We start from the raw sequence: 22,700 nt of genomic DNA, 5'->3' as shown, positions 1-22,700 counted from the left end.
TGCATGCCGGGCTTTTTTCATGGCCTGCGCACGACCCTTCAGCTACCGGGGCGCATGCCCATGCAGGCTGCCAGAATCGCCACGAAGCACAGTTCCGCCACGCAGATGACAAACCACTGCACCGTCATGTAGCCCCGCGGCATGGCGCCTTGCCGCCAGGCCATGCGCTCCACCACGGCTGTTGCAGCAAAGCCCGCAATCAGCGTCATGAGCCCGGCGAGTTCCTGCACGGTGGCGACGCATAGCCCGATCCAGCCAATGAAGGCAGGCAGGCCGCCCAGTGCAAGGCGCAGGTTGGTCAGCCGCTGCGTGCCGCCTGCGGGTATGATGTCAGGCTGCTCCAGCGCCAGGCCCCAATGCACCGCCCCGAGGAACGACAGCATGACCGCGCCATAGCCCACGGCGGCGGTCAGCAGGCGTGGGGTGTGGTCGGGTGAGAGGAACAGGATCGCGCAGGTGCAGCCAATGAGTGGCAGCAGGCTGGCCAGGGCGGTGACGATGGCGAGCAGCGGCAGGCGTTTCACGGCGGGGGTCTCCTAATATCTTATGCTGAGTGCATAGCCTACTCTGGCATGATGCGTTGCATCTGTTATCGTGGGGAAGGATATGCGTGCCGGTGGCATGCGGTATCCCCATAATGTCAAATCTGAGGAAACAGATACCATGAGCGCCATTATCGATATCATCGCCCGTGAAATCCTTGACAGCCGGGGCAATCCCACCATCGAGGTGGATGTTGAACTGGCATCGGGCGCCAAAGGCCGCGCTGCCGTGCCGTCAGGCGCGTCCACCGGCGCGCACGAAGCCGTGGAACTGCGTGATGGCGACCCCAAGCGCTATGGCGGCAAGGGCGTTCTCAAGGCCGCGGCCAATGTCGAAGGTGAAATCCTTGAAGCATTGCAGGGCGTGGAATCGACCGATCAGGTGGCCATTGACGAGGCGATGATCGACCTTGATGGCACCCCCAACAAGGCCCGGCTGGGTGCGAACGCCATTCTCGGCGTGTCGCTCGCGGTCGCCAAGGCCTCGGCGGAAGAACTGCAGGTACCCCTCTACCGCTATGTGGGCGGCGTCTATGCCCGCACCCTGCCCGTGCCGATGATGAACATCATCAATGGCGGCCAGCATGCCGATAACCCGATCGACATCCAGGAGTTCATGATCCAGCCCGTGGGCGCTCCCACGGTCACCGATGCCATCCGCATGGGGTCCGAAATCTTTGCCCAGCTCAAGAAGAGCCTGTCAGGCGCTGGCTACAATACCAACGTCGGTGATGAAGGCGGGTTTGCCCCAGCGCTGAAATCGGCGGATGAAGCCCTTGGCTTCATGATGCGCGCGGTCGAGGCGGCGGGCTACAAGCCGGGTGATGACGTGACGTTCGCCCTCGATTGCGCGGCCACGGAATTCTATAAAAATGGCCGTTACGAACTGGCGGGCGAGGACAGGAGCCTTGATGCGGCTGGCATGATTGCGTATCTGGCCGATCTTTCCGCCCGCTACCCCATCATCTCCATCGAGGATGGCCTTGCGGAAGACGACTGGGAAGGCTGGGCCGAGCTGACCGCCAATCTGGGCCACAAGCTGCAACTGGTGGGCGACGACCTGTTCGTAACCAACCCCGACCGCCTGCGCCGGGGCATCAAGGATGGCGTGGCCAATTCCCTGCTGGTCAAGGTCAACCAGATCGGCACGCTGAGCGAGACGCTGGAAGCCGTGCAGATGGCCCAGCATGCAGGCTATACGGCCGTGATGAGCCACCGCTCGGGCGAGACGGAAGACAGCACCATCGCCGATCTGGCCGTGGCAACGAATTGCGGGCAGATCAAGACCGGCTCGCTGTCACGCTCAGACCGCACGGCAAAATACAACCAACTGATCCGTATCGAGAACGAACTGGCCACGGCGGCACGCTATGCCGGGCGCACGATTCTCAAGAACGGGTGACATGCTGGCCCGGACGGGTTAAGCCCGTCCGGCCTGAAGGAATGCGAAAAAAAGGGGGAAATGGGATGCAGGTAGTCAAGATCGCGAAGCGTGTGATGCGGGCGACCATTCCCCCTGCCCTGTTCATCGCGCTGACAGGCTATTTTGGCTGGAACGTCATGCGCGGCGAGCATGGGCTACATAGCTACGCCACGCAGTTGCACCTGCTTGATGAGGCGCGTTCGGCCCAGCAGGACGCCACCGCCGAGCAGGAAGTGTGGCTGCGCCGCGTGCGTGGCCTCAAGGAAGGCGCGCTCGACACCGACCTGCTCGATGAACGCGCCCGCTCCATGCAGAACCTCGCGCGCCAGGACGAGATTGTCGTGCCTTACGCGGAGCATGACCATCTGTACTGAAGGGGTCCGGCGCTACGGCATGCGGCAGATATAAAAAAACCCCGGCGGAAAACCTGCCGGGGTTTTTTTCATCTCCACAGATCGGGAGATTATTTGATCTTCGCTTCGCGGAAGGCCACGTGCTTGCGCGCGACGGGGTCGTATTTCCGCAGTTCCATCTTGCCGGTCTGGGCGCGGGCATTCTTCTTGGTCACATAGAAGTAGCCCGTGTCCGCCGTGGAGACGAGTTTGATCTGAATGGTGTTGCTCTTGGCCATGATATCCTCAGCACTGCTCCGCCGCTGCTGGAACACTCAGGTGCAGCAGTGGTTCAAGTGGGCGGAAAATGCGCATACACAAGGCTCAGGTCAAGCGCCTTGACCAATATTTCTGCTGGAATCGACCCAGAATGGCAAAAAAAATGGAGTGCCGTGCCCGATGTTGAGTGTAGCGCAAGCCCGTGAGCGGATTCTGGAAGGGGTTTCCCCCCTACCCGCCGAGATCGTGGCCCTGACCGATGCCTGCGGGCGCGTAAGTAGCGCCCCCATCATGGCGGGGCTGTTCAACCCGCCAGCCGATGTCTCGTCCATGGATGGCTACGCCGTGCGCGCTGCTGATCTTTCGGCTGGCGGGGTAACGCTCGCCTGCATGGCCGAGGCCCCTGCGGGCCATCCCTTTACCGGCGCGGTTGGCCCGGGGCAGTGCGTGCGGATCTTTACCGGCAGCCTCATGCCCGCAGGCGCCGACGCCGTGCTGATACAGGAAAATGCGCAGCGTGAGGGCAGCCGCGTGCACACAACGCACACGCTGGCTCCCGGCACCTATGTGCGCCGCAAGGGGCAGGATTTTGCAGCGGGGCAAATGCTTGTGCCCGCAGGCCACAGGCTGTCAGCACGGGATGTGGGGCTGGCGGCGGCGGCCAACAATGCATGGGTGCAGGTCACCCGCCGCCCGCGCGTGGCCATTGCCGCCACTGGCGATGAACTGCTGCTGCCCGGCAGCGCCATTGGCGCGGGCCAGATCGCCAACGCCAATACGCCCATGCTGGCTGCCCTGCTGCGCGCCGTGGGCGCCGAGCCGGTCATGCTGCCGGTGCTGCGTGACGACATGGCCGATGTGGCGATGCTCGAGCGCATGGTCGATGGCGTGGACATGCTGCTGACCGCAGGCGGCGCCAGCGTGGGCAGCCATGACCTGGTGCGGGCTGGACTGGAACAGGTGGGGCTTAAAACCGATTTCTGGAAGATTGCCATGCGACCGGGCCGCCCGCTGATGTCAGGCCATCTGGGCCGCCTGCCCTTTATCGGCCTGCCGGGCAATCCGGTTGCGGCCTTCGTGTGTTCCATCGTGTTCGTGCTGCCTGCCCTGCGGCGCATGGCCGGGCTGGCGCAGGCCATCGAGCCGCCGGCACGGGCCATTCTGGGCTGCGACGTGCCTCAAAACGACCAGCGCATGGACCATCTGCGCGCAACCCTTGCACATGACGGACAGGGCCGCCTAGTGGCAACACCCTTCCCCGTGCAGGATTCGGCCATGCTGCACGTGCTGGCGCAAAGCCAGGCCCTGGTGCTGCGCGCGCCCCATGCGCCTGCCGCGCAGGCAGGCGATGAATGCGCGGTCATCCGTATCGATCATGTCTTTGCATAGGCTGCAATGCCGGTTGACGCGCAAGGGGGAACCAATATAGAACATGGAACAGGTTTTTGATTTGTTCCATGGCGTTCGCGCATTGGCGGCGCTGCTCACGGCAAAAGGACATGTGGCATGCTCACCAGGAAACAACATGAGCTTTTGCTGTTTATCGATGGTCATCTGCGCCGCACCGGCTTTTCACCTTCCTTCGATGAAATGAAGGACGCGCTCGGCCTGCGCTCCAAATCCGGCATTCATCGCCTCATTTCAGCGCTGGAAGAGCGTGGGTTCCTGCATCGCAGGCATCATCGGGCCCGCGCGCTCGAGATCCTGCGCCTGCCCGATATCGATCCGCCGCCGCCCCGCCCCGCCGATTCGCGCCGGCCCATGCCTGATGTGCCCGCCCCTGAACAGATCGCCGCGGTGATGGACGTGCCCTTCGTGGGGCGCATTGCCGCGGGCAATCCCATCGAGGCCATCACCCCCGAGACCACCCGCATCACCGTGCCCGCCGACATGCTGGGCAAGGCCAGCCATTACGCGCTGGAAGTGACAGGCAACTCGATGGAGGAAGCCGGTATTCTTGATGGTGACATGGTCATCATCCGTGAGCAGAACCATGCGAGCGATGGGGAAATCGTGGTGGCGCTGATTGATGGGGATGAAGTCACCCTCAAGCGCATCCGCCATCAGGGCAGCGAAATTGCGCTGATCCCGGCCAATAGCGCGTATGATACCCGGGTTTTTCCGGCAGGGCGTGTGTACATACAGGGCACGCTGGCTGGCCTGATCCGGCGCTATTGAAGAATACGGCTCGCTGCCAGCCCCAAAGTTTCTGAGGGCCGCCTTTCTTTTAAAAAGGCGGCATTCTCATGACTGCATGATGTCACGCCACGGCGGCAGCAGGGTGGCCAGTTGCGCTACCGCTTCCGGCCCCATGGGCGTCATGGGCGGGAACTGCGCCAGAATACGGACCTGCCCGTGGCGCATGATGGCATCGCGCCCCACGGATTCGGGCGGGCCGTTCAGGATCACGCCTGCCACATGCAGGCCGCGCGCACGCAGGGCGGCAAGACTGAGCAGCGTATGGTTGATCGTGCCCAGCGTGCTGCGCGCAACCAGCACCACCGGCAGCGCCAGCCGCGCCATCAGGTCGATCATCAGGTAATCGGGCGCGATTGGCACAAACACGCCCCCTGCCCCTTCAACCACCACCGGGCCTGCGGAAGGGTCGTGATGTGGCAGGGCAATACGGGCCGGGTCGATGCGGGCATGGGCTTGGCGCGCTGCATCCTCGGGCGAGAGCGAGGCCCCGAAACTCGCCGCGGGCGGATAGAGCCGCGTGGCATCAAGACCGGTCAGGTGGCGCAGGCTCGTGCTGTCGGATGGCGCATCATCCGTGCCGCTTTGCAGCGGCTTCCAGTAGGCGGCATTCCACGCCCGCACCAGTGCAGCGGAGGCGACGGTCTTGCCCACATCCGTATCCGTGCCGGTCACGAACACGCCGGGCCATGGCGCACGGTGAAACTGCCCGTACGCCACATGATACGATACGGCAAAAGGCGCATCCCCCGCACCTGCCGCAGCCATTACGCGCCGCAGGCCAGCCGTGTGGGGGCTATCCGTATGAGTTGCGCCGATCGCCCGGAGTTCACGCACGAAGGCCAGTGGCGAAGCAGGCGTATCAATGAGTTCAGCCTCATCCCACAGCCCTGCGCCACAATCGGGCCATTCGGCCTGCAACGTGGCGCAGGGTGGGTAATCGGCCATCGGGCATGTCCTGTCCACGGCCCTGTAGGCCGCCCGCCACTGGCGAAAGCTGCCCGCGCACAGGGTTGCCAGTGCCATGTGCCCCCCCGGCGCCAGCAGGCCGGCCAGCGCGGCAAGGGCTGCCTTGCGGTCGGCAAACCACTGCATGGCCAGGCTGGAGCAGATCAGGTCGAACGGGCCGGTCAGGTCTGGCGCTTCGCCATCCATGCGGCGGAGCACGAGTTGCCCGTCATCGGGCATGCGGTGGGCCAGGCGTTGCAGCATGCCCGGCGCGATATCGGTGGCGGTGATGTGGGCATGCGGGAACAGGCGGCGCAGCTCACGGGTCAGGAATCCGGTGCCACAGCCAATTTCCAGAATGCGGCGCGGGGCATGAAGGCGCATGCCAGCCGCAATGCGCCGGGCCAGCTCGGTGGCGGCAATGCGCTGGATCCGGGCCGCCTGCTCATAATTCCGCGCTGAGTCGAAACCGGCGGCAATGCTGTCCTTGCGCGTCATGATGGCGTTATCCGTCTGGCCATGGTGGTGATGGCATCCGCGCAGGCCGTGGCATGCGTGAGCGGAAGCAGGTGGCCGCCTTCCAGCCATTGAAGGGAGCGGGCAGGAAAACACGCCTCGGTCAGCGCGGGGGGCGCAATGGCATCCTGCGTGCCCGCCATGACATGAATGGGGCATGTCGTACGGTGCAGGTCGTCCCGGCAATCCATGTCCATCAGGGTCTCTAGCCCGGTTTCGAGCCGGTCGCGCGCAATCGGTTCAGGCACTGGCGAATCAATGCCCGCGCGCAGGCGGAAGCTGTGCAGCAATCCCTGTGGTGCGCGCAGCAATCCCTGCCGCATGCGTTCGATCACGCGCCGGGCGATACCAGCCGTAAAATCCGGCCCGGCCCCGAACCGGCTGAAGCCGTTGATCAGGATCAGGCCCCGGCATAGCGGACCGTGGTGACGCAGAAGCCATAACGTGCCCAGTGAGTGCCCGACGCCGATATAGGGCTCCTGCGGCAGTTCCATATGGGCGCGCGGGGCGAAGAAGCCAAAGTCGAGGCAACGCGTGCGCGTCTTGCCAAGGGCCGCACGGGTCGTGGCCCAGAAGGTAGGATCGAAGGCCCAGCCATGCACGAAGGCCAGCGGCAGGGTGGCGCTCATGCTGTGCTCTGTTGCAGGGCCAGCGGAATGGCTGTGGCAAGTTGGTCGATCATGGCATCGGTATGGGCCGCACTCAGCGCCAGACGGATGCGGCTGCCATTGGGCGGCACCGTGGGCGGGCGTATGGCGGCGGCAAGCAGGCCCTGCGCCTCAAGGCTTGCGGCAAAGCGCAGGGCGCGCGCGGCATCACCGAGCATGATGGGCACGATCTGCGTGGTCGAGGGCTCGGGCGACAGGCCGCAACCGCGCACCACGTCGCGGATATGGGCTGCGTTGCGGGCCAGCCGGGCGCGTTCTTCATCCAGTTGGGGCAGGCATTCAATAGCGGCATCCATCGCACCAAGCATGGCAGGTGGCGGGGCGGTGGTGAACACGAAGCCCGAGCAGGCATTGACCAGCCAGTCACACAACGCACGCGAGCCGGTTACGAACGCGCCAAACCCGCCCAGCGCCTTGCTGAACGTGCCCATCACCAGATCGATCTTATGCCCCGCGCACAGGCCGCGCCCCTGCGGACCGAGCACGCCGGTGGCGTGGGCTTCATCCACGTAGGTGAAAGCGCCGTGTTGCCGCGCCAGCGCGCTAAGGCGGGCGATGTCGGTGCGGTCACCGTCCATGCTGAACACGCTTTCCGTCACGATGATCCGCAGGCCCGGATCATCGGCATGGCGCAGCAGCAGGCTTTCCAGATGATCAAGGTCGTTGTGCCGGAAGCGGATCTGCCGCACGCCTGCCGCCATGCAGCCATGGTGCAGGCTGGCATGGTTCAGCCGGTCGGCAAAGACCAGCGGGGGCGCGCCCTGATCGGCCGCCAGCCGCAATATGGCCGCCAGAACCGATGCATTGGCCTGCCACCCGCTGGCCAGCAGTAGTGCTGCTTCCGCCCCCTTGAAGGCCGCAAGGCGCGCTTCCACCGCCATATGCTTCGCACTCGTGCCGGTCACGAGCCGCGAGGCGCCCGCACCTGTTCCGTCCTCATGCAGCCACTGCGCCGCGCGGGCGGCAAGGGCGGGGTGATGTGACAGGCCGAGGTAATCATTGGATGAGAAATTGACCAGCGCGCGCCCGTCGCGGATAACGGTCACCGGCCCGCTATGGCGCACGGGGCGCAGCACGCGGCAGATATGGCGCTGCGCCATGTGGTCGAGCGCGGTCTGGAAAAGGGTGTCGAAACTGGCCATGAAGCGCATTCTCCTGCCGGAGCCTGCCGCCCCGGTCAATCCCGCCAATGCAATATCACGGAGACAGCGCATGAGTGGACCTGAATGGCTGGAGCGAGGCATGCAGCATGTCTGGCTACCCTACGCGCAGATGCAGACCACCCTGCCCCCACTGCCCGCCACCCGCACGCAGGGCTGCACCATCACGCTGGCCGATGGCAGGGAACTGCTGGATGGCATCGCCTCATGGTGGACCGCCTGCCACGGCTACAACCACCCCCATATCCGCGCCGCGATAATGGCCCAGCTCGAGCGCATGCCGCATGTCATGTTTGGTGGCCTGGTCAATGAACCGGCCCTGACGCTGGCAAGCCGGCTTGCCAGCCTGCTGCCCGGTGATCTGGAGCGGGTATTCTTTACGGATTCAGGCTCGGTCGCGGTCGAGGTGGCCATGAAGATGGCCATCCAGTACTGGCTCAACCAGGGCCAGACCGGGCGGACAAAGCTGCTGGCCTTCCGCGGCGGCTATCATGGCGATACAATCGCCACCATGGCCGTGTGCGACCCGGAGGAAGGCATGCACGGCCTCTATAACGGCGCGCTGCCCGAGCATTTCATTGCTGACCTGCCGGTCGATGCCGCCAGCACCGCAGCCCTTGATGCCCTGCTGGCGCAGCACGCAGGCAGCATTGCCGCCATCATCACCGAACCATTGGTTCAGGGCGCGGGCGGCATGCTGTTTCATGCGCCTGAAGTGCTGCGCACCCTGCGCACCCTGGCCGACTGCCACGGCGTGCTGCTGATCCTTGATGAAATCTTTACCGGCTTTGGCCGCACCGGCACGATGTTCGCCTGCGAGCAGGCCGGGATCGTGCCGGACATCATCACGCTTTCAAAGGCATTGACCGGGGGCACGATGGCGCTGGCCGCCACCGTTGCGCGCAGGCATGTATTCGAGGCTTTTTTGTCCGATGATCCGCTGCATGCGCTCATGCATGGGCCGACCTTCATGGCCAATGCCCTGGCCTGCGCCTGCGCCAATGCCTCGCTCGACCTGTTTGCAACCGAACCGCGCCTGCAACAGGTGGCCCGTATTGAAGCACGGATGCGCGCCGAACTCGAACCCTGCCGCACCCTGCCCCATGTGGTTGACGTGCGTGTCATGGGGGCCATTGGCGTGGTGGAACTGGACCGCATACGTGACATGAATGCGCTCAAGACCGCCCTGATTGCACAGGGTGCATGGGTGCGGCCGTTCCGTAATATCGTTTACCTGACGCCTGCATTCACCATCACGCCAGCCGAACTCAGCCGCCTTTGCGCTGCAATCCACACGGTTCTGGCGGGGCTGCGGCCGGATCAGCGCTAGGCCATCAGAGACTGATCTGGTATGGAAGCATATGACTTTTTTTCAGCATAGATCCTGGCGCATGACAAATCATGACAGCAAGCGGCAGATCGTACTGAAGATCCTGTCGGATGGTCAGGCGCGTTCCGTCAAGGAAATTGGCGACCTGTTTCCCGAACTCGGCACCTACCATGCCCGCCTGGCCCTGCAGGCCCTGCGCAATCAGGGGCTGGTTACGGTGGAAGATGCACCGGGCGCAAGCGATGGCCGCAAGCGCAAGGTCTGGCGACTGGTCAAGCCAGCCGCCTGAATGAAATAACCCCCGCAGCAGCGCTGGCGGGGGTCAGTCCGTCTGTCAGGACGGGGTGGATTCCAGTTCTTCCTTCTTGCCCGCGGCGGGCTTGGCGCGGCTGCTGCGGCGCGGGGCGCGGGGTGCACGCGGCGCGGGGGCCGGTGCGGCTTCAGGGGCTGCGTCGATCGTGGGCTGGGGGGCGGTTTCCGCAGGCTCGATCACGGCGGGCTGCTCGGCTGTCGGCTCGGCGGATTCATCCGCAGCATTATCGCTGGGCTGGCGGTTCTCGACAGGGCGCGGCTGCCGGCTGGACATGCGCTCCTGACGTTCCTGCTGGCTTTGCTGGGCCGCCTGCGTCATGGCGTTGAGAATACGGAAATAATGTTCGGCATGCTGGAAATAGGCTTCCGCCATGACGCGGTCGCCACTGCCGCTGGCGTCGCGGCCAAGCTGCAGGTATTTTTCAAACAGTTGCTGTGCCGTGCCCCGCACGCGCAGGTCCGGACCACTGCTGTCGAATACATGGTTGCGGTTCAACGGGATCTGGCCATTATTATGGCGTACGGTTCCACCACTGCTGCCGCCCGAACGATGGTGACGGCTCCGCATGCGTTTCATGTTCATAAGCTGTCGCAGCACTTTCCTGTTGCCGGTCGCTGGCGCTGCCCTGGACCGTGGGGCGGTCTCTGCCCGTCCCGTCTGTTGCCATATTGGTTGTCCGGTACGACACCGGACACGGATCCCTGCGCGTGGCGGAACCTGTCAAGGGTTCGGGTCGCCTGTATTTGTGTTTTGCAATCGGGATCGCCCGCGGGGAATGGAACAGCAATCAACCCGCTTTTCGTTTTCCCTGCGTTCTGGCAATATAACCTGCGCTTTTCTTTCTGCCAAATTATTTTTTCACCACCAGCGCCCGCCCTATTCCGCCAAGATCGGGGCGTATTTCCACAACGCACAGCCCTGCCGCGCGCATGAGCGCGGACACGCTCCGGTCCTGCCCGATGCCCAGTTCCAGCACGCCCAGGCCGCCGGGGGCCAGCAGGTGCGGCAGGATCCGGGCCAGGGCGCGATAGGCGATCAGCCCGTCCGGTCCGCCATCAAGCGCGCGCGCGGGTTCATGCGCCACCACATCGGGCATGAGGGTGGCCAGGTCGCCGTGCGGAATATAGGGCGGATTGCTCAGCACGAGGTCAAACGGCCCCTTCACCCCATCAGCCCAGTTACAGCACAGCATGGTGCCGCGCGTGGCTAGTCCGGTGCGCGTGGCGTTAAGGCGGGCCAGAGCCGCTGCCTGCGGGTTGAGGTCCGTGCCAATGCCATGGGCATGCGGGTATTCCGCAAGGATGGCCAGAAGCAGGCAGCCCGTGCCGGTGCCGATATCAAGCACGCGCAGCAGCGCATTACGGTCAGGCAGATGGTCGAGCACGGCCTCGACAAGGGTTTCGGTATCGGCGCGGGGAATGAGGGTTGCAGGTGACACCGCAAGGTCAAGCGACCAGAACCCGACCTGCCCGGTAATATAGGCCATGGGCTCGTAATGCAGGCGCCGGGACAGCACATGGGCGAACCGAGCCTGGGCGGCGTCATCCAGCGTATCGATGCGCAGCAGCCCGGCAAGATCCGTCCGGGCCGCGTGGGCGGCGAGCAGGCGGGCCTCGCGCAAGGGGGCCTCGATGTTGGCTGCACGCAACTGTTGCGTTGCCTCATGCAACATCTGGCGCAAATTTGTGGGCGCTGGTGTCATGGCATCTTTCATCGCCGCTGCTTTCCGTCATACTGAGGCATTATGTCCCTGCCCGCCCCTTTATCACGCCTTGCGCGCGTGTTCCTGACCGCCCTGCTATGCGCTGGTGCGTCCCCTGCCCTTGCCGGATCGTTCGATGTGAGAGACGACTATGGCAGTGGGGAGATTTCGGAAGCCGAGCGCTTTTATGTTGATGAGCAGCTTGTCGCCACCTTTCGCCTCGACGCGGACCATACCAGCCAGACGGTGCATGTCGATACAGCGATGGGGCGCCTCAACCACAGCTACGCCCTGTGTGGGGAAATTTACATTCGCCGCCCCAGTGGCAAGGTCGAGATCCATCAGGTCAGCGGCGAAGGCGTGCTGTATCATCCCGATGGCCATCATTTTGAAGCCATTGCCTCGCGCAATTTCACCGAATTCTACCTTGTCGATGAAGATGAGCCCGAAAGCGTCGAGCGCCACCCCGGCCATAGCAGCCTGTGTGCCGCGCCCACTTCCTGAACCGGTGCTCCCTCAGCCCTCATCCGCCGCAAGCAGGGCGGCCTGTTCTTCCTGTGTCAGGGCATCGACAAACTCATCGAGTTCGCCCGCCATTACGCGGTCGATCTTGTAGAGCGTGAGGCCGATGCGGTGTTCGGTCACGCGGCCCTGGGGGAAGTTGTAGGTGCGGATGCGCTCGGAGCGGTCGCCCGTGCCCACCTGGGCGCGCCGGTCGGCGGCGCGGGTTTCGTGGGCGGCGGCGCGGTTGCGCTCATACAGGCGCGCACGCAGGATCTTCATGGCCTTGGCACGGTTCTTGTGCTGGCTTTTTTCCTCCTGCATCGCCACCACGATATTGGTGGGCAGATGGGTGATGCGCACGGCGCTCTCGGTCTTGTTGACGTGCTGCCCCCCCGCGCCGGATGCCCGGTAGACATCAATGCGCAGGTCGCCCTCATTGACCTCGACATCCACTTCTTCCGCCTCGGGCAGCACGGCCACGGTAACGGTGGACGTATGGATGCGCCCCTGGCTCTCGGTCGCGGGCACGCGCTGCACGCGGTGCACGCCCGATTCATATTTCAGCCGCGCAAACACACCGCGCCCCGTAACGCTGGCAATACCCTCGCGCAGGCCACCGAGTTCTGACTGGTCATATTCCAGAATTTCGAAGCGCCAGCCGCGCAGGTCGGCATAGCGCTGATAGGCGCCAAACAGTTCGGCGGCGAACAGTCCGGCCTCGTCACCGCCTGCGGCAGGGCGGATTTCAAGGATGGCGCTGCGTTCATCCGCCTCGTCACGCGGCAGCATGGCCAGGCGGATATCATGACGCAGGGTCGGGATCTGCGTGCGCAGTTCGTCGAGTTCGGCCTGGGCGAGTTCGCGCATTTCGGGGTCGGCGAGCATCTGGCTGGCATCGCGCTCGGCTTCTTCCGCCCCGCGCAATGCGTTCACGCGCGTGACAATCGGCTCAAGCTCGGCATACTCGCGCGAGGCCTGCGCGAAGTCGCTGCCCGACAGACCTTCAGCCAGCAGGGCCTGCAATTCCGCGCACCGGCCAACGATCCGGTCCAGGCGTTCGTCGAATTTTGACACGCTCAGCCCCCTGCGGCGCTTCCGGCCTGAAGGGCTGCGGCCACGCCATCAAAGGGTATCTCGGCCTGCTGCCCGCTATCGAGGTTCTTGAGCTGGACCACGCCGCGTGCAATTTCGTCGCTGCCAATCACCACGACATGCGACGCCTTCATGCGGTTGGCGCGTTCCATGCGGCGCTTCATGTTGCCGCGATAGGATGTTTCCGCCCGGATGCCAGCAGCCCGCAGGCCCTGCAACACGGTCAGGGAAGCAGCCTGTGCATCCGCGCCCATCGGCACGACGGCAACCGGGCGCGGCTCGGCCGGAACATCCTCAAGCAGCATGGATAGGCGTTCGATCCCGCCCGCCCAGCCAATGGCGGGCGTGGCGGGGCCACCCATTTCGGCCACGAGGCCATCGTAGCGCCCACCAGCCAGCACGGTACCCTGCGCGCCAAGGCGCTCGGTCACGAACTCAAAGGCGGTATGGCCGTAATAATCCAGCCCCCGCACAATGCGCGGATTTTCCCGAAAGCGCACGCCCATCGTGTCCAGCGTGCTGCGCAGGCCATCCCAGAATGCCTGGGCCTCGGGTGTGAGGAACTGGGCGATGGTGGGCGAATCCGCAACCAGCGCACGATCCTGCGGGGCCTTGCTGTCGAGGATGCGCAGCGGGTTACGCTCCAGCCGGGCCTGGCTGTCAGCGGAGAGTTCGGCGCGTCGTTCGCTGAAATAGGCGATCAGCGCCGTGCGCCAGGCATCACGGCTTGCGCTGTCGCCCAGGGTGTTGAGTTCCAGCACCACTTCATCGCCAATGCCAAGCGCGTGCAGCACGTCGCGGCCCATGGCAATGACCTCAGCATCGGCCAGCGGCTCGGCTGAACCCAGCAGTTCGGCACCGATCTGGTGGAACTGGCGGTAGCGCCCCTTCTGCGGGCGCTCGTAGCGGAACATCGGCCCGGCGTAGAACACCTTCTGCGGCAGGGACTGGGTCAGGCCGTTGGTGACCAGCGCGCGGCAGATGGCTGCCGTGCCCTCGGGCCGCAGGGTCAGGGATTCACCGCCACGGTCCTCGAATGTGTACATCTCTTTCGAGACAACATCCGACGTATCGCCCAGCGAGCGCGAAAAGACCCGCGTATCCTCGAACACGGGGGTCGACCACTCATCAAACCCGTACAGGCCGACAATGCGGCGCGCGGTTTCCACTACATGGTTGAACCGCCTGCGTTCCTCACCAATCAGGTCATGGGTGCCACGAACGGGCTGTAAGCTGCTCACTACGCGATATTCCTGTCTTCACGCCAATGGCCCGCGTGCAGGCCACCGGCCGGGCCGCGCACCCCTTGGCCGGACACGCGGCGTTTGATTCAGTCCGTGGTGGACATGGTGGCCTCGCGGGCCATTTCCTCGGCGGGGGTGTTGTCGGCATCCGCCTTTTCCAGCACGGCCACCTTCTTTTCCACCAGGTCCACGATATGCTCGATCATGTCACCGGCGGGCATGGTGTGATCCTGCTTGCCGGCGGAATAGACCATATGTCGGCCTGAGCCACCACCGGTCACGCCGATATCGGTCATCAGCGCCTCACCGGGGCCATTGACCACGCAACCGATGATCGACAGCGTCATGGGCGTCTTGATATGGGCCAGGCGATCTTCCAGCGTCTGCACGGTCTCGATCACGTTGAAGCCCTGCCGCGCGCAGGACGGGCAGGAAATGATCTTCACGCCACGGTGGCGCAGCCCGAGCGACTTGAGGATATCCCAGCCAACCAGCACTTCCTCTTCCGGCTCCGCCGAGAGCGAGACGCGCATCGTGTCACCCACGCCCGCCCAGAGCAGGTTGCCCAGCCCGATGGAGGACTTGACCGTGCCCGCGCGCTTGCTGCCCGCCTCGGTAATGCCGATATGCAGCGGGTGGTCGCATACATCGGCAAGCTGCTGGTAGGCCGCGACCGCCATGAACACGTCCGATGCCTTCACGCTGATCTTGAACTCATGAAAGTCATGATCTTCAAGAATCCTGGCGTGTTCGAGCGCGCTTTCCACCAGGGCTTCGGGGTTGGGCTCGCCGTATTTTTCCAGAAGGTGCTTCTCCAGCGAACCGGCATTGACGCCGATGCGGATGGAGCAGTTGTGGTCCTTCGCAGCCTTCACCACCTCGCGCACGCGCTCGGCGCTGCCGATGTTGCCGGGGTTGATGCGCAGGCACGCGGCCCCGGCCCGGGCGGCCTCGATGGCACGCTTGTAGTGGAAGTGGATGTCGGCCACGATCGGCACGTTCACTTCGCGCACGATCTCGGCGAGCGCCTTCGTGCTCTCCTCATCGGGGCAGGACACGCGCACGATATCGACGCCTGCAAGCTCGGCGCGGCGGATCTGCGCGATCGTGGCCTCGGCATCGGTGGTCAGCGTGTTGGTCATGGTCTGCACCGAAACCGGGGCATCACCACCGACCGGCACGTTGCCGACATGGATCTGCCGCGACTTGCGGCGTTCGATGTGCTGATAGGGACGATAGCTGCTCATTTCTGTGCCCTCCACATTAAGGCGGCGGTGTGTGCTCCGGCCCGCCGTGGCGGGGCGTGGCACGGCCCGTTGGTCTGTTACATGCCGGTTCCCGGCATGGTGACCACAGTGTGGACCATGCCGTAGGAGACCCTTTTACTCTGGATTGATGTGCTGTGGGAGGGGCGGAGAGAGATTATTGCCGCCCCCTGTGGCGGTTGTGCCGCCTGGCTGCATGGATGAAGGCATTGGCGGGTGGATATTTTCCGCCGGTGCGGCTTGCAGCACCGACCCATCAGCCACGCCCGCCGGGCTGAGCGGAATATTGTGCCGCACTTCGCCATTACGGCCGAGCGGCTGGGTCGTGATCCCGCCTGCCGCAAGTGTCAGCCCGCCAGCGTTGCCCACGGTCAGTTCCAGGCCGGACTGGCCGGGCGGCGTCTGCCATGTATCGCCAGCATGAAGTACGTGCTCATACAGCACCGGGCCGCCGTGCTTGCGCACCTCCACCCAGGTCGTGCCCGATGCGTTCAGGGTTACGCTGTCGGTCGCGGTGGCAGAGGGTACGGATGCTGGCGCGGGCGAAGCCTGCTGGGCCAGCACGTTACGGTCCTCGCCCATTTTCTCGAGCGGCTGCGGGGGAGCGGCAGGTGCTGGCATGGGCGGGAGCACTGCTGCCGGTGGCAGCGTGTCGGGCACCCCGGTCAGCGCATCGCGCTCCTGCGGTGGCAGGGGCTGTGGCGCGGGCCGTTCATCTGTAGGCGGCAGCACGGAGGCCACCTGCGGCGACGCGGTCGTGCCCGATGACAGGCCCGGCAGGGTCAGCTTGGCCGGAAGGTCGTGAATGCCCTGCGAGCCGGTCAGCTTGTACCATCCCGCATAGGCACCCACCAGAATAACGAGGCCGCACAGCAGGAGCACGCCGGTTGGCAGCCCTCGGTCAGGCAGCGGCACGGGAAAGGACAGTTCAGCCCTGCGGGTAAAGGCCCCGCGGCTTTCTATCTTGAAGCGTTCGACAAGCTGTTCGCCTTCCAGCCCCAGCGCATTGGCGTAGCTGCGCAAAAAGCCGATGGCATAGGCCGAGCCGGGAAGTTCGCCGGGGCGTCCCTCCTCAAGGGCCTGCAGGTAAGGCAGGCGGATGCGCAGCCATGCCGCGACATCAGGCAGGTTCCAGCCCAGTTCCTCGCGGCGCGCGCGCAGCATGTCGCCGACCGAGGCTATGGGAGTGGCACCAGGTGCTGACGCGGGCGTGCCCGGCGTTGCCTTGCCGCGGAAAATGCGCTTGCCATCGGTCATCCGTAGCGGGCCCTCTCTTCCTGACGGATCAGGGCATCGATGGCCTGATCGACCAGCTGATTGATAATTTCGCTGACCGGCTGCTCTGCGGTGATCATGCCCACTGACTGCCCGGCCATGACCGATCCGTTCTCCACATCGCCATCAATCACGGCGCGGCGCAGGGCACCCGCCCAGAAATGCTCGATGTCGAGCTGGGCGGCTTCCTTGGTCAGTTCACCATCCTGAAAGCGGCGCAGCGTTTCCGCCTGGTGCTGCATGAAGCACCGTGTGCCGGCATTGTTCAGCCCCCGCACCGGAATGACAGGAAAACGCTCGTCAAGCTGCACCGATGTCACGGCATCACGCGCGTTGGCGCGGATGAAGGCCTTCTTGAAGTTTTCATGCGCGATGCTCTCGCGTGAGGCGGCAAAGCGCGTGCCAAGCTGCGCGCCCGATGCGCCCTGCTCAAGGTAGGACAGGATCGCATCCCCCCGCCCCAGCCCGCCTGCCACGAACACCGGCACGTCATGGATATGGGGCAGGATTTCCTGCGCCAGCACCGTCAGCGACACGGGGCCGACATGACCGCCCGCTTCCGATCCCTCGATCACCAGCGCATCCACGCCCAGGCGCACCAGCCGCTTGGCCAGCACGAAGGCGGGCGCGAACGCGATGACCTTGGCACCCCCATCCTTGATGGCGCGGATGACCGGGCCGGACGGGATGCCCCCTGCCAGCACGACATGGGTAATGCCTGCCCTGATGCAGACCTGCACCAGATCATCAAGCCGGGGATGCATGGTGATCAGGTTCACGCCGAACGGGCGGGTGGTCAGGGCCTGTGTCGCGGCAATTTCCTCGGCCAGGCGGTCGGGTTCCATCGCGCCGCAGGCCAGCACGCCAAAGCCGCCCGCATTGGAAATGGCCGAGACAAGGTTGCGCTCGCTCACCCACGACATGGCCCCGGCCAGCAGCGCGTATTCGCTACCCAGAAAGCGCGTGCCACGCCCCCACAGGTGGTCGAGCCGGGCGCGGGCCTCGGTACGGCGCGCGGGGTCGGTCAGGGCGGACGGGGCATCAGGAATGGCGGACATGGTCGTGCTCACGCCGCATCCAGCCCATAGGCGGTATGGAGCGCGCGCACGGCCAGCTCGGTATATTCGGCGGCGATCAGCACCGAGACCTTGATCTCGCTTGTCGAGATGACCTGCACGTTGATGTTGCGCTCGGCCAGGGTGCGGAACATGGTGCTGGCCACACCGGCATGCGAGCGCATGCCCACGCCCACGACGCTGATCTTGACTACGCTGTCATCGGTCTGCAGTTCGGCGTAGCGGGTGGTGGCGCGCGTGTCTTCCAGCACCGCAATGGCGCGCGCGAGGTCGGTCTTGCCAATGGTGAAGGTCATGTTGGTCATGCCGTCATCGCCGGTGCTCTGCACGATCATGTCCACGTTCACGTTGGCATCGGCCAGCGGGCCGAACACGGCGGCGGCAATACCCGGCCGATCGGGAAGCTGGCGGACGGAAACCTTCGCCTCGTCCCGGGAGTAGGCAATTCCGGCGACCTGTTCCTGTTCCACGATTTCGTCCTCATCCACGACTAATGAACCGGGCAGATGCCCTTCCGATGGTGCTGGCCCGTCATTGAAACTGGAGAGCACCTGCACCCGCACGCGCTTCTTCATGGCCAGTTCCACGCTCCGGGTCTGGAGTACCTTGGCGCCAACCGACGCCAGCTCCAGCATTTCCTCATAGGTGATGCGGTCCAGCTTGCGTGCCTTGGTAACAATACGCGGATCGGTTGTATAGATTCCGTCCACATCCGTGTAGATGTCGCAGCGATCCGCCTTCAGTGCCGCGGCCAGCGCCACGGCCGAGGTGTCGGAGCCGCCACGGCCCAGCGTGGTGATGCGCCCGTCTTCCCCAATGCCCTGAAAACCTGCCACGACCGGCACCTGGCCCGCGCTCATGCTTTCGATCAGGGCCGTGCCGTCGATTGATTCGATGCGGGCCTTGCCGTGGGCGTTATCGGTGCGCAGCGGAATCTGCCAGCCCAGCCAGGAGCGGGCGTTGATGCCCAGCTTCTGCAGCGCGATGGCAAGCAGCCCGCTGGTCACCTGCTCGCCGGTGGAAACGACGGCATCGTATTCGCGTTCATCATGCGTTGCGGAAAGATCGCGGCAGTAACCGACGAGGCGGTTGGTCACACCAGACATGGCGGAAACCACAACGGCAACCTCGCATCCGGCCTCGACCTGTTTCCGGACTTTTTCCGCCACGGCCCGAATCCGGTCAAGATCAGCGACAGAAGTGCCGCCGAATTTCATCACGATCCGCGGTACGGTAGGGGACATCGGAATAATGGCTCCATTATGGCTCGGGCTTCAGCATATCCGGAACGGGGGCCTGTTGGCCAATCCGGGGCATTGCGTTATGCGCAAGCCGCGTCACATACATCTCCCCAGCTTCCGCGTCCAGCGGGAGAAAGCCAATTGAAAGGCGGTGCACCCATGCAACATCACGATTCGACCGTTGTGTCAGCGGATTCCGTCGCCCCGGATGAAATCGCCCATTTCAGCGATCTCGCTGCCCGGTGGTGGGATCCCGCGGGTCCCATGCGCCCGCTCCACGCCATGAACGACCTGCGCACGGGCTGGGCCATGCGCCACCTGCCCGCTCCCGTGGCGGAGGATGGCACCCGGCGCACGCTGCTCGATATCGGCTGCGGCGCGGGGCTGGCCAGCGAGGCCTTTGCCCGCGCGGGCTTTGACGTGACCGGGCTTGATGCCTCCCAGGCGGCGATCACGGCGGGGCGGCTGCACCTGCGCCACCACCCCCTGCCCGCATCCGCAGGCCCGCTGGCTTATCGTTGCGGCAGCGCCGAGGAACTTGTGGCCCATCATGCGCGGTTTGACGCGATTTCCGCCCTCGAGGTCATCGAGCATGTGACCGACCCGGCCGCTTTCCTGTGCATGCTGGGCAGCCTGCTCAAGCCGGGCGGGGTCATGGTCGTCTCGACCATGAACCGCACATGGCGCTCGATGGCCATGGCCAAGATCGGGGCGGAATACGTGCTGCGCCTGCTGCCCGTGGGCACGCATGACTGGAAGAAGTTCATCACGCCCGCCGAGCTGGGCCAGTACGCCGCCCGCGCAGGCCTGCGCGTGACCGATGTGGCGGGCATGGTGCCCGGCCTGGGTGGCTGGCGCGAGAGCCGCGACATGGCGGTAAACTACATCGCGGCCCTCGTGCGCGACTGAGGAAGCTGCGCGCCCGTTGTGGTCAGGCCACTCAGATCGTGTTCATGAACGCGAAGGTGGTCGGGCTGCCCACGGGGGTGAAGTTCCATGTAAAATCGAGCACGCCGGTCTGGGCATTGGCCTTGAACGACGTGACCGAATCACTGCGCTGGTTGGCGCAGAACAGAAAGGTGCCGCTGGGGTCGAACATCATGGCGCGACCATAATCGGCATGCATCCATATTTCTTCCACCAGGTTGAGCGTGCCGTCATCGTTCACGTGGAAACTGGCCAGCGAATCGCCCAGCCGGTTTGACACGTACAGATATCTGCCGTTGGGCGAGAGCAGGATGCCCGCTGCCAGCGTGCTGCCGCGAAAATGCGGGGTCACGGTGCTGACGGTCTGCTGCGGCACGATCTCGCCGGTCTGCGGGTTGAAAGTGGCGGCGACCACTTTCGAATCCTGCTCGCCCAGGATGTAGATCATCGTCCCCTTCTCGTTGAAGGAGAAATGGCGCGGGGCGGAACCCGGCGTCATGGCGATGAAGGGTGTCTTGGCGGGCACGAGGCGGCCGGTATGCAGGTCGAGCGTCCAGACATAGACCCGGTCCAGCCCGGCATCACAGGCCAGAACGTAGCGGCCCGAGGGGTCGGAGGCCACCATGTGCACATGCGACATGGAATGATCGCTGATGGCGAAGTTGCCCGGCGGGTTGTCCGCCGCGCGGTCGGGCATGCGCGGGCCGGTGTTGTGCACGACATCGGTCGGATCGCCAAGGCTGCCATCGGGGTGGATGGGCAGCACGCCAACCGTGCCGCCCATGTAATTGGCCACCAGCACGTATCTGCCCGAGGCATGGATGCTCAGATGCGCGGGCACGGCGCCGCCTGAACGCATGACGTTGAGCTTGGTCAGTTCCCCGCTTGAACGGTTGACCGAGAACGCGGTGACGCAGCCTTCCTTGTTGGCATTGAAATCATCGATCTCGCTCAGGGCGTAGAGATGCCTGAAATCGCCGGACATGGCCATGAAGGACGGGCTGGCGATATCCACATAGGTCATGAGCGGGGAAAGGCTGCTGGTATCGGGGTTCATCTCGAACACCGATATGCCCTGCCCGTTGCCGGCCCCGCCCGGCGGGGCATGCTGGGTGTAGCCACCGATGTAGCAGATGGTGCGCGGCTTGCTCGGCGCGGTCTGGGCCTGCGCCATGGCGCGCCGGGAGAGTGCGGGCACAGTGGCGGCCAGGGCGGTGGCGAAGGTGCGGCGTGAGAGGGTTGTGCTCATGACAGAAGGGGCGATCCTGGTCAGTTGGAACTGTTTTTATTGCTTGCTACGGCAGTTTGCACGCAGGGCCGATATCTCCGGTATAGCGGGTCCATGTTTCGGTTTCACCAAATAAAGGCACCGCCACGAAGCCACGCAGCTTCAGGTCGCCCGATTGCGAGACCCACAGCTTGGCATGGTACACATGCCCCGTATCCGGATCGGTAACGTGGCCATTCCAGTGCCCCTTCGTTTCGGGGTCAGGTGTAAACCCGTTGAGCATGGGCAGGTTGCATTCAGGCTCGCCCCGCTTGTCGCGCGGCATGTCAGTGGTGTAGCGCAGCCCCGCCAGCCTGCCGCACACTTCCTGCCCGCACTGGCTGATCTCGAACACGCCATCATGGTCCTTGGTCATCCACCGGCCAATAATCTCCGCCCCGTCGGCATGGGCGGCGACGGGGGAAGCCAGCCCGACCGCCATGGCACATAACGCGGCCATGCCCGGCAGGGCGAACGCCCGGAGGATGCGGCCACCCTTCTGGCGCAGGGTCGTGTTCCGTTTTGTGTCGTGCATCTTGAATCGTTCCCCCGACATGGCGCGCATTCCGGTCAGTGCCCCGAAGCGCGCTTGCGTCTACCCTCTAGCTGTCAGCGCGCCGGACCCATGGAATGGCGTGGATCTCCACGCCCGCCTCATCAAGTTCGGCATGCTCCTCTTCCGTCATGCTACCATAAATGCCCCGGGCTTCACGCTCGCCACGGTGCATGCCCAGGGCTTCCTCGGCAAAGCCGTCGCCTACGTCGTCGCAATGCGTCTCAACCGTTTCGCGTATTTTCTGTAACAGGGCGAGCATGGTATCAGGCATGGCCTGTGGCGCATGGCCGGGTGGCGTGGGCGCAGGCATGGGCGTGGCGGGCGTTGCGGTTGCTTCGGCCTGCCGCGCGGGCATGCCCGTATGGACGGCGGGCGCCATGAGGGCGCGCGTTACGTCGGGCGCGCCGCAATGCGGGCAGGACAGCAGCCCACCTGCGGCCTGCCGCTCGAACGCGGCGCTGCCGGGAAACCACCCTTCAAACTCATGCCCCGCGCCACAGCGCAACTGATACCGGATCATGCCGTTATGTCAGCCCCTGCCCAGCAGGCCATCGAGCCTGCCCGCGCGTTCAAGCGCCATCAGCTCATCGCAGCCGCCAATGGGCGTGTTGTCGATGAAGATCTGCGGCACGGTGGTGCGCCCGCCCGAGCGGCTGATGGATTCCGCGCGTTCGGGCGTGCCGTAGGGGGCATCGATTTCGTTGAAGGAGACACCCTTCTGCTTCAGCAGCCGCACGGCGCGGATGCAGTAGGGGCAGCCGGGTTGGGTGTAGATATCGATTGCGGGCATTGAACCTTCACTTGGCTTGCGGGTTGATCCGCCACCCATAATCCGGGGCGAATG

At 64.6% G+C, this 22,700-nt stretch carries 25 protein-coding genes; 8 read left to right on the top strand and 17 right to left on the bottom strand.

Going from position 1 to position 22,700, the window contains the following annotated elements; all coding sequences use genetic code 11:
* Window positions 1–38 precede the first annotated feature (38 nt).
* Window positions 39–524 (bottom strand): DUF3429 domain-containing protein, encoded by a 486-nt coding sequence (locus GXY01S_RS02100; protein WP_061271733.1) that lies wholly within the window; start codon window positions 522–524, stop codon window positions 39–41.
* Window positions 525–663: 139 nt separating this feature from the next.
* Here GXY01S_RS02100 and eno point away from each other — a divergent pair, with 139 nt between their 5' ends.
* Together eno and GXY01S_RS02090 are read left to right on the top strand one after the other, a co-directional pair.
* Window positions 664–1,944 carry a phosphopyruvate hydratase gene (gene eno, locus GXY01S_RS02095; RefSeq protein WP_061271804.1) on the top strand — a complete coding sequence of 427 codons (1,281 nt, stop codon included), beginning with the start codon at window positions 664–666 and terminating at the stop codon, window positions 1,942–1,944.
* A 65-nt stretch (window positions 1,945–2,009) separates the two neighbouring features.
* A complete protein-coding gene (locus GXY01S_RS02090; protein WP_061271732.1) occupies window positions 2,010–2,339 on the top strand; it encodes an FtsB family cell division protein in 330 nt (109 codons plus the stop codon).
* 89 nt (window positions 2,340–2,428) lie between these two features.
* Here the strand turns inward: GXY01S_RS02090 and rpmG are convergent, their stop codons facing one another.
* Window positions 2,429–2,596, bottom strand: a complete 168-nt coding sequence (rpmG, locus tag GXY01S_RS02085; RefSeq protein WP_007400522.1) for a 50S ribosomal protein L33 — start codon at window positions 2,594–2,596, stop codon at window positions 2,429–2,431.
* A gap of 160 nt (window positions 2,597–2,756) precedes the next feature.
* On the opposite strand from rpmG, the gene GXY01S_RS02080 reads away from it, so the two are divergent.
* The gene (locus GXY01S_RS02080; protein ID WP_061271731.1) at window positions 2,757–3,965 is read left to right on the top strand and encodes a molybdopterin molybdotransferase MoeA; all 1,209 of its coding nucleotides are present in this window, start codon (window positions 2,757–2,759) and stop codon (window positions 3,963–3,965) included.
* Between the two features lie 117 nt (window positions 3,966–4,082).
* Window positions 4,083–4,754 carry a transcriptional repressor LexA gene (gene lexA, locus GXY01S_RS02075; RefSeq protein WP_061271730.1) on the top strand — a complete coding sequence of 224 codons (672 nt, stop codon included), beginning with the start codon at window positions 4,083–4,085 and terminating at the stop codon, window positions 4,752–4,754.
* A 66-nt stretch (window positions 4,755–4,820) separates the two neighbouring features.
* Here the strand turns inward: lexA and bioD are convergent, their stop codons facing one another.
* The 3 genes from bioD to GXY01S_RS02060 are packed head-to-tail and all read right to left on the bottom strand — an operon-like array spanning window position 4,821 to window position 8,055.
* Complete coding sequence (gene bioD / locus GXY01S_RS02070) at window positions 4,821–6,218, bottom strand: dethiobiotin synthase (RefSeq protein ID WP_061271729.1); 1,398 nt, start codon at window positions 6,216–6,218, stop codon at window positions 4,821–4,823.
* Entirely contained in the window at window positions 6,215–6,865 is a 651-nt protein-coding gene (locus GXY01S_RS02065; RefSeq protein WP_061271728.1) for an alpha/beta fold hydrolase, read from the bottom strand. Before GXY01S_RS02065 ends, bioD begins: the two co-directional genes overlap by 4 nt.
* A complete protein-coding gene (locus tag GXY01S_RS02060; RefSeq protein WP_061271727.1) occupies window positions 6,862–8,055 on the bottom strand; it encodes an aminotransferase class I/II-fold pyridoxal phosphate-dependent enzyme in 1,194 nt (397 codons plus the stop codon). Before GXY01S_RS02060 ends, GXY01S_RS02065 begins: the two co-directional genes overlap by 4 nt.
* 61 nt (window positions 8,056–8,116) lie before the next feature.
* On the opposite strand from GXY01S_RS02060, the gene GXY01S_RS02055 reads away from it, so the two are divergent.
* Window positions 8,117–9,394, top strand: a complete 1,278-nt coding sequence (locus tag GXY01S_RS02055; protein ID WP_061271803.1) for an adenosylmethionine--8-amino-7-oxononanoate transaminase — start codon at window positions 8,117–8,119, stop codon at window positions 9,392–9,394.
* Window positions 9,395–9,425: 31 nt separating this feature from the next.
* Window positions 9,426–9,683 (top strand): hypothetical protein, encoded by a 258-nt coding sequence (locus GXY01S_RS02050; protein WP_061271726.1) that lies wholly within the window; start codon window positions 9,426–9,428, stop codon window positions 9,681–9,683.
* 45 nt (window positions 9,684–9,728) lie between these two features.
* On the opposite strand, the gene GXY01S_RS02045 is transcribed toward GXY01S_RS02050, so the two are convergent.
* Both GXY01S_RS02045 and prmC read right to left on the bottom strand, forming a co-directional pair.
* The gene (locus GXY01S_RS02045) at window positions 9,729–10,283 is read right to left on the bottom strand and encodes a DUF4167 domain-containing protein (protein ID WP_255210342.1); all 555 of its coding nucleotides are present in this window, start codon (window positions 10,281–10,283) and stop codon (window positions 9,729–9,731) included.
* A gap of 274 nt (window positions 10,284–10,557) precedes the next feature.
* On the bottom strand, window positions 10,558–11,421 hold the full coding sequence (gene prmC / locus GXY01S_RS02040) for a peptide chain release factor N(5)-glutamine methyltransferase (protein ID WP_061271724.1): 864 nt from the start codon (window positions 11,419–11,421) through the stop codon (window positions 10,558–10,560).
* 30 nt (window positions 11,422–11,451) lie between these two features.
* On the opposite strand from prmC, the gene GXY01S_RS02035 reads away from it, so the two are divergent.
* A complete protein-coding gene (locus GXY01S_RS02035) occupies window positions 11,452–11,913 on the top strand; it encodes a hypothetical protein (protein WP_061271723.1) in 462 nt (153 codons plus the stop codon).
* 12 nt (window positions 11,914–11,925) lie between these two features.
* Here the strand turns inward: GXY01S_RS02035 and prfA are convergent, their stop codons facing one another.
* The 6 genes from prfA to GXY01S_RS02005 all read right to left on the bottom strand — a co-directional run bounded on the left by prfA (window position 11,926) and on the right by GXY01S_RS02005 (window position 19,109).
* Window positions 11,926–12,987: a peptide chain release factor 1 gene (prfA, locus tag GXY01S_RS02030; protein WP_061271722.1), complete on the bottom strand. Its 1,062-nt coding sequence runs from the start codon at window positions 12,985–12,987 to the stop codon at window positions 11,926–11,928.
* 2 nt (window positions 12,988–12,989) lie between these two features.
* Window positions 12,990–14,246 carry a histidine--tRNA ligase gene (hisS, locus tag GXY01S_RS02025; protein ID WP_061271721.1) on the bottom strand — a complete coding sequence of 419 codons (1,257 nt, stop codon included), beginning with the start codon at window positions 14,244–14,246 and terminating at the stop codon, window positions 12,990–12,992.
* 89 nt (window positions 14,247–14,335) lie between these two features.
* Complete coding sequence (gene ispG, locus GXY01S_RS02020) at window positions 14,336–15,496, bottom strand: flavodoxin-dependent (E)-4-hydroxy-3-methylbut-2-enyl-diphosphate synthase (protein WP_061271720.1); 1,161 nt, start codon at window positions 15,494–15,496, stop codon at window positions 14,336–14,338.
* Between the two features lie 135 nt (window positions 15,497–15,631).
* Window positions 15,632–16,771: a helix-turn-helix domain-containing protein gene (locus tag GXY01S_RS02015; RefSeq protein ID WP_061271719.1), complete on the bottom strand. Its 1,140-nt coding sequence runs from the start codon at window positions 16,769–16,771 to the stop codon at window positions 15,632–15,634.
* Window positions 16,768–17,847, bottom strand: coding sequence for an NAD(P)H-dependent flavin oxidoreductase (locus GXY01S_RS02010; protein WP_061271802.1), 1,080 nt, complete (start codon window positions 17,845–17,847; stop codon window positions 16,768–16,770). Before GXY01S_RS02010 ends, GXY01S_RS02015 begins: the two co-directional genes overlap by 4 nt.
* 8 nt (window positions 17,848–17,855) lie before the next feature.
* Window positions 17,856–19,109, bottom strand: coding sequence for an aspartate kinase (locus GXY01S_RS02005; RefSeq protein WP_061271718.1), 1,254 nt, complete (start codon window positions 19,107–19,109; stop codon window positions 17,856–17,858).
* Window positions 19,110–19,265: 156 nt separating this feature from the next.
* Here GXY01S_RS02005 and ubiG point away from each other — a divergent pair, with 156 nt between their 5' ends.
* On the top strand, window positions 19,266–20,015 hold the full coding sequence (ubiG, locus tag GXY01S_RS02000) for a bifunctional 2-polyprenyl-6-hydroxyphenol methylase/3-demethylubiquinol 3-O-methyltransferase UbiG (RefSeq protein ID WP_061271717.1): 750 nt from the start codon (window positions 19,266–19,268) through the stop codon (window positions 20,013–20,015).
* Between the two features lie 31 nt (window positions 20,016–20,046).
* On the opposite strand, the gene GXY01S_RS01995 is transcribed toward ubiG, so the two are convergent.
* From GXY01S_RS01995 to grxC, 4 genes are read right to left on the bottom strand one after another with little or no spacing between them, the layout of a single operon-like run.
* Window positions 20,047–21,282, bottom strand: a complete 1,236-nt coding sequence (locus tag GXY01S_RS01995; RefSeq protein WP_061271716.1) for a lactonase family protein — start codon at window positions 21,280–21,282, stop codon at window positions 20,047–20,049.
* A 46-nt stretch (window positions 21,283–21,328) separates the two neighbouring features.
* Entirely contained in the window at window positions 21,329–21,856 is a 528-nt protein-coding gene (locus tag GXY01S_RS01990; protein ID WP_370664418.1) for a DUF2147 domain-containing protein, read from the bottom strand.
* Between the two features lie 46 nt (window positions 21,857–21,902).
* Window positions 21,903–22,376 (bottom strand): DUF1178 family protein, encoded by a 474-nt coding sequence (locus GXY01S_RS01985; protein WP_061271715.1) that lies wholly within the window; start codon window positions 22,374–22,376, stop codon window positions 21,903–21,905.
* A 9-nt stretch (window positions 22,377–22,385) separates the two neighbouring features.
* Window positions 22,386–22,646 carry a glutaredoxin 3 gene (grxC, locus tag GXY01S_RS01980; RefSeq protein ID WP_061271714.1) on the bottom strand — a complete coding sequence of 87 codons (261 nt, stop codon included), beginning with the start codon at window positions 22,644–22,646 and terminating at the stop codon, window positions 22,386–22,388.
* Window positions 22,647–22,700 lie beyond the last annotated feature (54 nt).

Source organism: Komagataeibacter xylinus NBRC 15237, assembly GCF_001571345.1.
Classification (GTDB): domain Bacteria; phylum Pseudomonadota; class Alphaproteobacteria; order Acetobacterales; family Acetobacteraceae; genus Komagataeibacter; species Komagataeibacter xylinus.
Note: the sequence above shows the minus strand (reverse complement) of the source record. Positions and strands in the feature narration are given on the sequence as shown.